Origin of the sequence: Mesorhizobium sp. WSM4306 (assembly GCF_007003975.1) — a bacterium.
GTDB lineage: Bacteria > Pseudomonadota > Alphaproteobacteria > Rhizobiales > Rhizobiaceae > Mesorhizobium.
The window spans coordinates 189939-203547 of sequence record NZ_VFTC01000003.1 but is presented as its reverse complement, the minus strand read 5'-3'; the positions used below and the strand labels follow the sequence as shown (position 1 = coordinate 203547).

At 63.0% G+C, this 13609-nt stretch carries 9 protein-coding genes; 4 read left to right on the top strand and 5 right to left on the bottom strand.

Translation table 11 applies throughout. The features are described 5' to 3' along the window. Positions 1 to 434: 434 nt before the first annotated feature. Both FJV77_RS06545 and FJV77_RS06540 read left to right on the top strand, forming a co-directional pair. Positions 435 to 902 (top strand): Hsp20 family protein, encoded by a 468-nt coding sequence (locus FJV77_RS06545; RefSeq protein ID WP_112559269.1) that lies wholly within the window; start codon positions 435 to 437, stop codon positions 900 to 902. Positions 903 to 1077: 175 nt separating this feature from the next. Next, positions 1078 to 1842: a sulfite exporter TauE/SafE family protein gene (locus tag FJV77_RS06540; protein ID WP_142866028.1), complete on the top strand. Its 765-nt coding sequence runs from the start codon at positions 1078 to 1080 to the stop codon at positions 1840 to 1842. Positions 1843 to 1857: 15 nt separating this feature from the next. On the opposite strand, the gene FJV77_RS06535 is transcribed toward FJV77_RS06540, so the two are convergent. From FJV77_RS06535 to FJV77_RS06525, 3 genes are all read right to left on the bottom strand, one after another. Continuing rightward, complete coding sequence (locus tag FJV77_RS06535) at positions 1858 to 2133, bottom strand: hypothetical protein (protein ID WP_142866027.1); 276 nt, start codon at positions 2131 to 2133, stop codon at positions 1858 to 1860. A gap of 76 nt (positions 2134 to 2209) precedes the next feature. Next, the gene (locus FJV77_RS06530; RefSeq protein WP_142866026.1) at positions 2210 to 3106 is read right to left on the bottom strand and encodes an MBL fold metallo-hydrolase; all 897 of its coding nucleotides are present in this window, start codon (positions 3104 to 3106) and stop codon (positions 2210 to 2212) included. 8 nt (positions 3107 to 3114) lie between these two features. Continuing rightward, complete coding sequence (locus FJV77_RS06525) at positions 3115 to 4164, bottom strand: low specificity L-threonine aldolase (protein WP_142866025.1); 1050 nt, start codon at positions 4162 to 4164, stop codon at positions 3115 to 3117. Positions 4165 to 4661: 497 nt separating this feature from the next. Here FJV77_RS06525 and gltB point away from each other — a divergent pair, with 497 nt between their 5' ends. Continuing rightward, positions 4662 to 9413: a glutamate synthase large subunit gene (gltB, locus tag FJV77_RS06520; RefSeq protein WP_142866024.1), complete on the top strand. Its 4752-nt coding sequence runs from the start codon at positions 4662 to 4664 to the stop codon at positions 9411 to 9413. A 144-nt stretch (positions 9414 to 9557) separates the two neighbouring features. Next, positions 9558 to 11012 (top strand): glutamate synthase subunit beta, encoded by a 1455-nt coding sequence (locus FJV77_RS06515; RefSeq protein ID WP_142866023.1) that lies wholly within the window; start codon positions 9558 to 9560, stop codon positions 11010 to 11012. Here the strand turns inward: FJV77_RS06515 and FJV77_RS06510 are convergent. Together FJV77_RS06510 and FJV77_RS06505 are read right to left on the bottom strand one after the other, a co-directional pair. Next, a complete protein-coding gene (locus FJV77_RS06510) occupies positions 11009 to 12226 on the bottom strand; it encodes a DUF459 domain-containing protein (protein ID WP_142866022.1) in 1218 nt (405 codons plus the stop codon). The two genes, FJV77_RS06515 and FJV77_RS06510, sit on opposite strands and share 4 nt — an antisense overlap. A 103-nt stretch (positions 12227 to 12329) precedes the next feature. Next, positions 12330 to 13553, bottom strand: a complete 1224-nt coding sequence (locus tag FJV77_RS06505; protein ID WP_142866021.1) for a lytic murein transglycosylase — start codon at positions 13551 to 13553, stop codon at positions 12330 to 12332. Positions 13554 to 13609: the final 56 nt, after the last annotated feature.

Here is a 13609-nt window from a genome sequence, read left to right as displayed (position 1 = left end):
CCCGGCAGGGCGTCGGCATGGTGATAGACGCCAATGGATGAAAAGCAAAGGGAGGGGCGCCAAGGGGTGGACGAACAGCGGGTAAGGCCGGAAGCAGCCTGCGGCGGCGTGCTTCCGGCCTCTGTCGATCCGGGAGGAAGGGACGTTACACCCGGTTCGGCCTCGTCGCGGCACCTTCATCCGGCGCCGCCTGGTTCTTGATCCTGGCTGCACTCTAGCGCCGGCCGGCTGAACGGGCGCCGAAGCGACGGTTCATCTGCCGTTCATCGACGCCTCAATTCACAGCTCTTCAAAAATCCTTGAAATGCGCTTTTGCGCTCCCCAAATGTTGGATGCAGCCGCCGATGTCGGGGTTGCTGGTCCACCCGAAACGCCTTTTTCAGGGTTTCGTAGCGGCCATACGCAAACCATGTTGCTCAACAGGAGAACACCTCATGCGTCACGTTGATTTTTCCCCGCTCTATCGCTCGACCGTCGGCTTCGACCGCCTGTTCACCATGCTTGACTCGCTGGCCCAGCCCGATGGCGCGCAAACCTACCCGCCGTACAATATCGAGCGCACCGGCGAGAACGCCTACCGCATCTCGATGGCTGTTGCCGGCTTCTCCGATGAAGAGATCTCGATCGAAGCCCACCGCAACGTGCTGACCGTCAAGGGTGAGCGCAAGGAAGAGGGCAACGGCGAAGGCTCCGAGCTGCTCTATCGCGGCATTGCCTCGCGTTCGTTCGAGCGCCGCTTCCAGCTCGCCGATCATGTCGAGGTCGTGGGCGCCACGCTGAAGAACGGCCTGCTCTTCGTCGATCTCACGCGCAACATCCCCGAGGAGCTGAAGCCGCGCAAGATCGCGATTACCGCGAGCTCCGAGAAGGCCAAGCAGATCGAGGCCAAGAACGCCGCGTAATCAAGACGGCGGCGTCACGCCCAAGGGACCTAGTAACGCCCAGAAATAGAAGCGTCTCCTCCCGAGACGAAAGCGGCGCCGCGAGGCGCCGCTTTTTTGTTGCGAGGAATCTGTGTCACCCAGAACCGGGAGTTCTGGCTCTTTTGGAATAGGCGCCGCCTTCCCATGAAGGGCGATGTCTGATTTCTCGGTTGATTTCTCCTTGGCACTGACGGCCACCATTGCCATCACCTTCCTGCTCGCCGGCCTCGTCAAGGGCGTTACCGGCATGGGCCTGCCGACGCTGGCGATGGGGCTGCTCGGCACCATCATGCCGCCGGTCGCGGCGGCCTCGCTGCTGATCGTGCCGTCCTTCGTTACCAACTTCTGGCAGCTGTTCGCGGGACCGAGCTTCGCGTCGATCCTGAGACGGCTGTGGCTGATGATGGTCGGCATCGTCGCCGGCACGCTGGCCGGCTCGTGGCTCTTGGCCAGCGACAACGTCAAATGGACGACTGCCGGCCTCGGCGCGGCGCTGGTCGTCTATGCCGCCTATACGCTGCTGGCGCGGCAATTGACGGTTCCAGCGTCGGCCGAACGCTGGTCGTCACCTGTTATCGGTTTGCTCACCGGCCTCGTTACCGGCGGCACCGGCGTCTTCGTCGTCCCTGCCGTGCCCTACATCCAGGCATTGGGGTTGAGCCGCGACGACCTGATCCAGGCCCTCGGTCTTTCCTTCACCGTCTCGACCATCGCGCTTGCCGCCGGCCTTGCCTCGCATGGCGCATTCCAGGTCGAGCACATCGCCATGTCGTCGCTGGCGGTCCTGCCGGCGCTGCTCGGCATGTGGCTGGGACAGTTGCTGCGGCAGCGGATCAGCCCGGAGACTTTCCGGCGCTGGTTCCTCATCTTCCTGATCCTGCTTGGCCTGGAGCTGCTGGTGCGGCCGTTCCTGGCTTAGAATTCGAGTAATGGGTCAATTTGAAATCTCAGCAGCTGTCGAGCGAAACAGCACTGCTCCCTCTTCGGTTGCGATCTCGCGTACCTCAGACGCATGGAAAAAGTCACTTTCATGGTCTTCATGCGGGATCGCGATGTTCGTCGATATGTGGTCGAACTGCTCACCGGCGTCACGACTGGGAACAATGTTCAACACTCGAAGTACGGCACCATTGCTTAGCGTAACAATCGACTTGGTTCCATTTCGAGAGAGCAGCAGTTTGACGGCGTATTCCCCTTCAAGAGGCGTCATGTCGTTTCTCTTTTCTTGTGAGGTCCGTGCGCCGTCGGCTTTCCGCTTCCTGACGTACACTGAATTCGGCCATCTTTTATTGGCCGAAGCCGGTGCCGAGAACAGCCTCGACATTTTGCCGGTGAACGGCTTCGTATGGCTCGTAGTATTCTACCGCACCCGCGGCAAACATGTCGGCGCCGAACGTCTTCAAATCCTGCTTTGCCAGATCAGCGTCTTGCCGGCAGCGAAGCAGTTCGCGAACATAGTCCTGCGTCGCCGCGATGAAGCCTTTGCCATAGCCGCCTGCTTCTATTGCGGCCAGCGAGCCGTGGTTGGGCAGGATGCGGTTTATCGGCCAGCCGGCCATGCGTTCGAGATCGACCAGATGCTCGGCCAGCCGATCGGCCTCGCTGACATAAGTGATCGGGTCTTCCAGCGTGTCGCCCGCCAGCAGCAGGCCGGTGCCGGGCATGAACAGCACTGTGCCGTCATGACTATGGATTTCGACCTGACGCAGCTCGACCGCAATCGTTCCGACGGTGAGGTCGAGACTGCCTTCGAAGGTTTTGTTCGGCAATACGAGCGGTTTGATCGGCGGAATGCCGCCTTCTATCGCGGCTCGGTTCTGGGCCAGCGCTGCGGCCGTAAGTTTGTTGGCGATGATCTCGCAATCCTGAAACACCTCGTTGCCGGCAATATGATCGTCATGCCAGTGGCTGAGCACGACGCGGATCGAGCTTACCCCCATGTCTTCGAGCGTCTGCCTGATGAAGCGCGCGTGAGGCAGCGAAATATGCGTGTCGTAGACAAGCGCCTGCGGCCCGTCGACAACGGCATAGGTGCAGATGCCCAGCGCATAGGCGCCGTCGTCCAGCCAGTTCGGCTCGTCCGACCAGGCGCGGACGCCGTCGATGCGGCCATCGTAGAAGCCCAGCACGTTTGGCGCCGGGCGAACCAGCCGCATGGTCGAGCCGAGGGGAGGTCTGGTCATCGGAAAGCTCAGTCGATCATGTGGCCAAGGTGATCGACTTCTTCGGTGGTCGTCGCGAAACTGGCGACGAAGCGGTAGATCGCTTCATTGTCGCCGAGGTGGCCGTCGAAGCTTTGCGGCACGCCCCATTCAGCGAATTTAGCGCCGTCGCCTTGCATTTTTTCCGCCTTGCTGCGGTCGAGAATGGCGAACACTTCATTGGCCTGCGGCAGCCAGGCCAGCCGGCCCGACGGCGCATCCTCGATCGTCGCGGCCAGCCTTGCGGCCATCGTATTGGCGTGGCGCGCCATCCTCAGCCACAGATCGTCGGCAAAATAGGCCTCGAACTGAGCCGAGATGAAGCGCGCCTTGGAGAAGGTTTGCCCGGCGCGCTGGCGAAGCAGGCGCAGGTCGCCCGCCACGTCGGGATTGAGAACCACGACCGCGTCGGCCATCCAGCAGCCATTCTTGGTGCCGCCGAAGGAGATGATGTCGACACCGCTCTTCCAGGTCATTTCCGCTGGGCTGACTTCTGTCGCCGCAACGGCGTTGGCGAAGCGCGCGCCGTCCATGTGCAGCGGCAGCTTGTGACGGCGAGCCACCTCGGCGATCGCCTTGATATCGTCGACGGTGTAAACGGTGCCGACCTCGGTCGCCTGGGTGATCGTCACTGCCATCGGCTGGCCGGCGGGGACGAGGTCCCGCGAATAGCGCTTGATGGCCCGGTCGAGCGCCTGCGGATTGATGCGCCCCAGAGGTCCCGGGACGGGCGACATGCGCGCGCCGCCGGTGTAAAAACCCGCGGCGCCGAATTCATCAACGTTCATATGCGCCTCTGCATGGCAGAAGGCGACGCCGCCGATCCTGTTCAACGACGCCATCGACAGCGCGTTGGCCGCCGTGCCGGTGGCGACGAAGAAGACCGCGACCTCGCGCTCGAAAATCTCGTTGAAACGCTTGTAGAGAGCGCGGTCGAGGTCGCTATCGCCATAGGCGGTGGCGATGCCGGCGGCATGGCGGGTCAGGTTGGCAGAGATATCGGGATGGACGCCCGCCCAGTTGTCGGATGCAAAGAACATTCGGAAAGTCCATGGCTGTTTGCGAAAGGAGCGCGACCATGGCTGCTTCGGGGTTTGACGCGCAAGGGCCAAGGGCTGAAAAAGCGGTAAAGCCAGATGCTGATCACGAAGGCGGGCTGCGGACTGAAGTTTTCGTTTCGACTGCACGCGGCGTAATTTTCTGTCGCCAAACGCCTAAGATTTTTGTGAATCGGTCTTGTGTGTGCCGGGGAATTCTGCCATAAAAATTTAGGACAGTAGTACTGTCTTATTTTGTCGCACAAGTCAGGCTGGATTGGCGTATCATTTGGGCCACTCCGGCCGTTGCCGCGAGCGACGGGTAGACGGCTCGGCTGTGGCCTGTACGATACCGGATACGAGCCGGCGGCGCATCGCTCGGTTCGCCAAGGATTTCGCAAGACGTGCCGCAAGAATGAGAGCGGAAGCCAGTCGCTTCCCAAGGTAGACCAGCGCCCCAAACGCAAGAAGTGCCAGGGGCCGGAACGGAGGACAGGACGATGACGGAACTGACGCCATCTGCGATTATCGGCCAGGCCGCGCAGACGAAAGCGGCAGCCGTTAAAAATACCGTTCTGACCAATGGCGGCCGAACCACCAACGGCCTAACCACCAATGGTATGGCCGCGCAAGGTCTCTATGATGCGCGCAATGAGCATGACGCCTGTGGCGTCGGCTTCATCGTCAACATGAAGAATGTCAAGTCGCACCAGATCGTCAAGGACGGGCTGTTCGTGCTCGAAAACCTGACGCATCGCGGCGCCGTCGGCGCCGATCCGCTGATGGGCGACGGCGCCGGCGTGCTAGTGCAGATTCCGGACCGTTTCTTCCGCGAGGAGATGGCGGCCCAGGGCGTCGAACTGCCGGCGGTGGGCCAATACGGCGTCGGCCACTGGTTCATGCCGCAGGACGCGGCACTGCGCGCTCATGTCGAAGACATCATCGCCGAATCGGCGCAGTCCGAGGGGCTGCCGCTGCTCGGCTTCCGCGACGTTCCCGTCGACAATTCGTCGCTGTCGAGGGCGCCGGAGATCGTCGCATCCGAGCCGTTCCACCGGCAGGTCTTCATCGGCCGCACGTCCGACATTACCGACGACGAAGAGTATGAGGCCAGGCTCTATCTGCTGCGCAAGGTGATTTCGGGCCGCATCTATGCCGAGAACGACAACAAGGACATCGGCGCCTATTGCGTATCACTGTCGGCGCGTACCATCGTCTACAAGGGCATGTTCCTGGCCTATCAGGTCGGTGCCTATTACAAGGATCTCACTGATCCGCGCTTCGAAACCGCGCTGATCCTCGTCCATCAGCGTTTCTCTACCAACACCTTCCCGTCCTGGAAGCTGGCGCATCCCTACCGCATGGTCGCGCATAATGGCGAGATCAACACGGTGCGCGGCAACAACAACTGGATGGCGGCGCGCCAGGCCTCGGTCGATTCCGAACTGTTCGGCAACAACATCTCGAAGCTCTGGCCGATCTCCTATGACGGCCAGTCCGACACCGCGTGCTTCGACAATGCGCTCGAATTCCTGTTCCAGGGTGGCTACAGCCTCAGCCACGCCATGATGATGCTTATCCCGGAAGCCTGGGCAGGCAACAAGCTGATGGATGCCGACCGCAAGGCTTTCTACGAATACCATGCAGCGCTGATGGAGCCGTGGGACGGGCCGGCTGCGGTCGCCTTCACCGACGGCCGCCAGATCGGCGCCACGCTCGACCGCAACGGGCTTCGCCCGGCGCGTTACATCGTCACCGATGATGACCGCGTCATCATGGCCTCGGAAGCCGGCGTGCTGCCGGTGCCGGAGGAAAGGATCGTCAAGAAGTGGCGGCTGCAGCCCGGCCGCATGCTTCTGATCGACCTCGCCAAGGGCCGCATCATTTCCGACGAAGAGATCAAGTCGGAGATCGCAACCCGGCATCCCTACAAGACCTGGCTCAACAACACGCAGCTGATCCTCGAAGATCTGAAGCCTGTCGAGCCGCGCGCGCTGCGCAAGGATGTCAGCCTGCTCGATCGCCAGCAGGCATTCGGCTACAGCCAGGAAGACACCAAGCTGTTGATGTCGCCGATGGCGACCACCGGCCAGGAGGCCGTGGGCTCGATGGGCACCGATACGCCGATCTCGGCGATGTCGGACAAGTCGAAGCTGCTTTACACCTACTTCAAGCAGAACTTCGCCCAGGTCACCAACCCGCCGATCGACCCGATCCGCGAGGAGCTGGTGATGAGCCTGGTGTCCTTCATCGGGCCGCGGCCGAACATCTTCGATCTGGTCGGCAATTCCCGCCGCAAGCGGCTCGAAGTGCGCCAGCCGATCTTGACCAATGGCGATCTGGAAAAGATCCGCTCGATTGGTCATACGGAAGACCGTTTCGACACCAAGACGATCGACATCACCTATGGGTCGAGCGAGGGCGCTGCCGGCATGCAGGGCGCCGTCGAACGTCTGTGCGAGCGGGCGGAAGCAGCTGTCGCCGGCGGCTACAACATCATCATCCTGTCCGACCGCCAGGTCGGTCCTGACCGGATCGCCATTCCGGCGCTGCTGGCGACAGCCGCCGTGCACCACCACCTGATCCGCAAGGGACTGCGCACCGCGGTCGGCCTGGTCGTGGAATCCGGCGAGCCGCGCGAAGTGCATCATTTCTGCTGCCTCGCCGGCTATGGCGCCGAGGCGATCAACCCTTACCTCGCCTTCGACACGCTGCTCGACATGCACAAGCGCGGTGAGCTGCCGGCCGAGGTCGACGCCTACGAGGTCGTCTCGCGCTACATCAAGTCGATCGGCAAGGGCATCCTCAAGGTAATGTCCAAGATGGGCATCTCGACCTACCAGTCCTATTGCGGCGCGCAGATCTTCGACGCCATCGGGCTGAAGTCGGATTTCGTCGAGAAGTACTTTACCGGCACCGCGACGCTGATCGAAGGCGTGGGCCTGGACGAGGTCGCGGCCGAGACGCTCAGCCGCCACACCGACGGCTTCGGTAACGACCCGGTGCTGCGCAACAGTCTCGAGGTCGGTGGCGAATACATGTACCGCATGCGCGGCGAAGCCCATATGTGGTCGCCCGACGCCGTCGCCACCTTGCAGCACGCCGTGCGCCAGGGCTCGTGGGAGACGTTCAAGGAGTATTCCGCGCAGATCGACAGCGAGACCGCCCGCGCGCAGACCATTCGCGGCCTGTTCAGGATCAAGCTGGCGGAAGAGACCGGCCGCAAGAAGGTCGCGATAGAGGACGTGATGTCGGCGGCCGACATCGTCAAGCGCTTCTCGACCGGGGCGATGTCGTTCGGCTCGATCTCGCGGGAGGCGCACACCACGCTGGCGCGCGCCATGAACCAGATCGGCGGCAAGTCCAACACCGGCGAGGGCGGCGAAGAGGCCGACCGTTATCTGCCGCTGCCCGGCGGCGGCAAGAACCCGGAACGCTCGGCGATCAAGCAGGTCGCTTCGGGGCGGTTCGGCGTGACGGCCGAATATCTCGTCAATTCCGACGTCATGCAGATCAAGGTCGCGCAGGGCGCCAAGCCAGGCGAGGGCGGCCAGCTGCCCGGCCACAAGGTCGACGCGACCATCGCCAAGGTCAGGCACTCGACGCCTGGCGTCGGCCTGATCTCGCCGCCGCCGCACCACGACATCTATTCGATCGAGGATCTGGCGCAGCTGATCTACGATCTGAAGAACGTCAATCCGGCGGCCGACGTGTCGGTCAAGCTGGTGTCGGAAGTCGGTGTCGGCACGGTTGCGGCAGGCGTCGCCAAGGCGCGCGCCGACCACATCACCATCTCGGGCTATGATGGCGGCACCGGCGCGTCACCGCTGACCTCGCTCAAGCATGCCGGCAGCCCGTGGGAAATGGGTCTTGCCGAAACGCATCAGACGCTGGTGCTGAACGGCTTGCGTTCACGTGTTGCGCTACAGGTCGATGGCGGCCTGCGCACCGGGCGCGACGTCATCATCGGCGCGCTGCTCGGCGCCGACGAGTTCGGCTTCTCGACCGCACCTCTGATCGCGGCCGGATGCATCATGATGCGCAAGTGCCACCTCAACACTTGCCCGGTCGGCGTTGCGACGCAGGACCCGGTGCTGCGCAAGCGCTTCAAGGGCACGCCCGAGCATGTCATCAACTTCTTCTTCTATGTGGCGGAAGAGGTGAGGGGGCTGCTCGCCGAAATGGGCTACACCCATATCGACCAGATCGTCGGCGACAGCGACCTTCTCGAAAAGCGCGAGATGATCCAGCACTGGAAGGCGCGCGGGCTCGATTTCGGCAAGATGTTCTTCAAGCCGGACGCGCCGCATGACGCGATACACTGGACCGAGCGGCAGAAGCACCCGATCGACGACGTGCTCGACCGCAAGCTGATCGAACTGGCGAAGCCCGCACTCGAAACCAAGCAGCCGGTCAAGATCGAGGTCGACATCCGCAATGTCGATCGTTCGACCGGCGCCATGCTGTCGGGCGAAGTCGCCAAGCGCTTCAGGCACAAGGGCCTGCGCGAGGACACGATCCAGGTGAAGCTGACCGGCACCGCCGGCCAATCCTTCGGCGCCTTCCTGGCGCGCGGCATCTCGTTCGATCTCGTCGGCGCCGCCAACGACTATGTCGGCAAGGGTCTGTCGGGCGGACGCATCGTCATCCGGCCGCCTGAAGAATCCAAGATCGTCGCGGCTGAATCGATCATCGTCGGCAATACGGTGCTCTACGGCGCTACCGAGGGTGAGGCCTATTTCGGCGGTGTCGCCGGCGAACGCTTCGCGGTGCGCAATTCGGGCGTGGCCGCCGTCGTCGAAGGCGTTGGCGATCATGGCTGCGAGTACATGACCGGCGGCATCGTCGTCGTCATCGGCCAGACCGGCCGCAACTTCGCCGCCGGCATGTCGGGCGGGGTCGCCTATGTGCTGGACGAGGCCGGCGATTTCGCCGCGCGCTGCAACATGGCGATGGTCGAGCTGGAGCCAGTGCCGGAAGAAGACGATCTGATGGAAAGGCTGCTGCATCATGGCGGCGACCTCGACCACAAGGGTCGCGTCGACGTCTCCGGCGACATGACCAGCCATGACGAGGAGCGGCTCTACCAGCTGATCTCGAACCACGTCCATTTCACGGGTTCGGTGCGCGGCCGCGAGATCCTCGACGATTGGACGACATTCCGGCCGAAATTCCGCAAGATCATGCCGGTCGAATACCGCCGCGCCCTGATCGAGATGGAGCGCATGCGCATGGGCGTGGCGGCGGAATAGGTTTTTGAGACTTGCCGGGGAGCGCAGGCTTCCCGGCGGAACTTTCAGCGACAGTTTGACCTCTGACGCAAGGTTGCCATGGCTGCCTCAAGGGGTTAACGGGTGCGGCGAACCCCGCACCATCTGGACAGCAGGAACTGGACTATGGGCAAGGTAACAGGCTTTCTCGAAATCGACCGGCAGGTGCACAAGTACCAGCCGGCCTCCGACCGCATCCGGCATTTCCGCGAGTTCACGCTGCCGATGTCGGACAAGGAGGTCGAGAAACAGGCCGCGCGCTGCATGGACTGCGGCATTCCGTTCTGCCATGGGCCAACGGGTTGCCCGATCCACAACCAGATCCCCGACTGGAACGACCTCGTCTATAATGGCGACTGGGACAATGCGATCCGCAACCTGCATTCGACCAACAATTTCCCCGAATTCACCGGCCGCATCTGCCCCGCGCCTTGCGAGGAAGCCTGCACGCTGAACCTCGAGGACATTCCGGTCGCCATCAAGACGGTCGAACAGGCGATCGCCGACAAGGCTTATGAGACCGGCCATATCCGGCCCTATCCGCCAGAGAAGAAGACCGGCAAGCGGGTCGCCGTCATCGGCTCCGGCCCGGCAGGAATGGCGGCTGCCCAACAGCTTGGCCGCGCCGGGCATGAGGTCAGTGTCTACGAGCGCGAAAGCCGGCCTGGCGGGCTGATGCGCTACGGCATTCCCGACTTCAAGATCGAGAAGCACTATATCGACCGTCGCATCGAGCAGATGCAGGGCGAGGGCGTGACCTTCCATTGCGGCATCAACGTCGGTGTCGACAAACCCGTGGCAGAGCTGCTCGCCGAATACGATGCGGTGCTCTATTGCGGCGGTTCGGAATCGCCGCGTCCAGCCAACATTCCGGGCGACGATCTCGGCGGCGTCTATGATGCCATGCCGTATCTGGTGCAGCAGAACCGTCGCGTCGGCGGCGAGCCCATCCAGTCGGTGGCGTGGCCGTCGCATCCGATCATCGCCGGCGGCCAGCATGTCGTCGTCGTCGGCGGCGGCGATACTGCTTCCGACTGCGTTGGCACGGCCTTTCGCCAGGGCGCGGTGCGCGTCACCCAGCTCGACATCCGCCCACAGCCGCCGGAGAAGGAAGACAAGCTTGCGGTCTGGCCCTACTGGGCGACCAAGATGCGGACATCGTCGTCGCAGGCCGAAGGTGCCGAGCGCGAATTCCAGGTGGCGACGCTCGAATTCATCGGCGAAGACGGCCAGCTGACCGGGGTGAAGTGCTGCGAGGTCGACGAGAAGCGCAAGCCGATCGCCGGCACCGAATTCGTTATCCGCGCCGATCTCGCCTTTATCGCCATCGGCTTTGCTGGACCGGCCGCCGCTGGCGTGGCGAAGGAGCTGGACGGTCAGATGAAAATCACGACCGACAGCCGGCGTTCCAGGAATGTCGAAGCCAATGACCGCGACTACAGGACCAGCGTCGACAAGCTTTTTGCCGCCGGCGACGTGCGCCGCGGCCAGTCATTGGTGGTGTGGGCGATCCGGGAGGGCCGCCAGGCGGCGCGCTCGATCGACGAAGCGCTGATGGGGACGACCGTGCTGCCGCGTTAACGGTTGATCGCCGTCGTCGTATCCGTCGTGGCAGCGGCCGTGGCGGGTGCCTTGGGCGGCCAGGAGAAATCGTCGGCGCGGCCGGGCGACGCCTCGGGGGCCTTGCCTTCGCGGATGAGTTTTTCGCCCGGCAGATCCGGATTGGCCTTTGGCGCAGCCGCCGCACCGAGAAGCTCGGTACCGCCGTCGAGCGCCGGATCGTTGAGCAGCATCGGAACGGTGCGGTCGACCACGATGGGGGCGGCGGGCAGCGACGGCGCCTCAACCGGGGCACCGGCGGGTGCGGCAGCCGTCACCACGCTTCCCGGCGCTGCCAGGCCGAGTATCTTGGCCAGCGGTTTTTCGGTGTAGAAGGCGAGCTTGCGCTTGCCGGCCTTCGACACGTTGATACCGTCGTCGGAGCGCAGCCGCACGGCTTGGCCGTTAATATCGGGGCCGGTCGAGACAAAGGCGCCGTTCTCGTCGACGAACCCGTCCCAGACATCGACGAATTCGCCGCCATTCTTCTCGGCGGCCGAGTGGTAGATGTCGTTGAAGGCCAGCATGTCGGAGGTCATCTTCGACGTCTTGAAGGCCGGCATGCCGACCCACAGATACGGCACTTTGGTCGACGCCAGCGCCTTGCCAAACGCCTCGGTCCGGCGTTCGTATTCCTTGGTCCAGTTCTCGGAGCGCGGCTGCTCGCGCACGTCGTTGACGCGCATCTGCTGGCGGTCGTTGGAGCCGAGCATGACGACGACCGCTGCCGGTTTCTCCGTCTCGATCAGCGATTTGACCTGTTCGGGCCAGTTGTAGACGTCATCGCGCACGAAGCCTGACGAGCCGTTGGCGCGCTCGACGATCCTGATAGCGGGGTTGGCGGCAAAGGCGGTTTCGAGGCCCTCGGCAAGGCCGCTCGCCATGAAATCGCCGATCACCAGGATGATGCGGGAATCCGGCGCCTTCTCGACAATCGGAACGGCAGGTTCAACGGGCGCACGGGGCTTTTTCTTGACCTTCGGCTTTGCCTTGCGGATGTCGAGCGGCGGCTCGATGCGCTCGCTGCGGCGCGGAAACAGAAGGTCGCGCAGCGACCAGCCGCGGTTCTGCGGCTGTTCCTGCGCCAAAGCCGGTGTGTGGAAAGTGCCGGCTATTCCCATCGCCAGGACAACGATGGCCAGAATGAGGATCGGCAAGCGGAATACGGTCACACGGATACGCGCTGCCGAAACCAAGCACCCTCTCCATCCCTTGGTGCATGACCCTCGCAGGGATCATGCACAGATCGATGCTACAGCGTCCCTTGCGCGTCGCAAATGCGCTGCACTGCTGCTGGCCCTATTTCTTTCTGAGCCATTTGAGCACTTCCATGCTCGGATACCCGTCCTGGGTCAAGCCGACCTTTGCCTGATAGGTCATGATGGCGGTTTTCGTGCCGTCACCGATCTTGCCGTCGAACTTGCCGTCGTAAAGCCCGTGCTGCGAGAGCCGCTTCTGCAACTCCTGCCTTTCCTCGAAGGACAGTTTTGTGAAAGGCCGCTGCCAGTCCTGCACCAGACCACTAGAGCCGGCGATTTCGTCGGCAAGAAGGCCGACGGCAAGGGCATATTTGTCGGCGTTGTTGTAGGCCTTGATAACGGAGAAGTTCTTGATCATCAGGAAGGCCGGTCCGCCGCGGCCGTCCGGCACTTTCAGCGTCGCCTTGTCGGTTGCGTTCCTGAACGGCTTGCCATTGGCCCTGGCGACGCCGAGCGTCTGCCACTGCGCCAGCGTCTTCGAGCCAGCGGGTAGTTTGCCGGCCGGAATGGTGACCTCATAGCCCCAGGTCTTGCCACCTTGCCAGCCATTCTTCTTCAGCAGATTGGCTGATGTCGCCAGCGCATCGGGGATCGAATTCCAGATGTCGCGCTTGCCGTTGCCATCCATGTCGACGGCATAATGCTGGTAGCTGGTCGGGATGAACTGGGTCTGGCCCATGGCGCCGGCCCAGGAGCCCATCAAGTGGCTTTCGTCGATGTCGCCGGTCTGCAGGATCTTCAGCGCCGCAACCAATTGGGTGCGGGCGAATTTCGACCGCTTCGGGTCGCCATAGGCGAGCGTCGCCAGCGAGCGGATGACATTGCGCATAATGTCGTCGCGCTTGAGGATCTCGCCATAGTTCGATTCCATCGACCAGATGGCGAGCAGGATGTAGCGGTCGACGCCGAACCGCGCTTCGATCCGGTCCAGCCACGGCTTCCATTTCTTCGCCATCTGCTGGCCGACGGCAACGGACTGGTCATGGACGCGGTTGTCGAAATAGTCCCAGGCGGGCGCGCTGAACTCAGGCTGCGTGCGGGCCTTTTCCAGCACCACCGGGTCGGGTTCGTTGATGCCGCGGAACGCCTGGTCGTAGACCGCGACGGAAACACCGCCCGCCACGGCGGTGGCGCGGAAGCCGGCGACCCATTGCCGGAAACCGGCATCGGCAAAGGCAGGGCCGGTCGGCATCAGCAAGGCGAGCGAGAGGCTGGCCGCCGTCAGGACGCTGGTAAAGAGTTTTGCGGCACTGCGAACGGTCATCTTTTCCTCCTTCACTATCTCAGGAAAGACCATTCATCGCCGAACCGGGTTAGGAA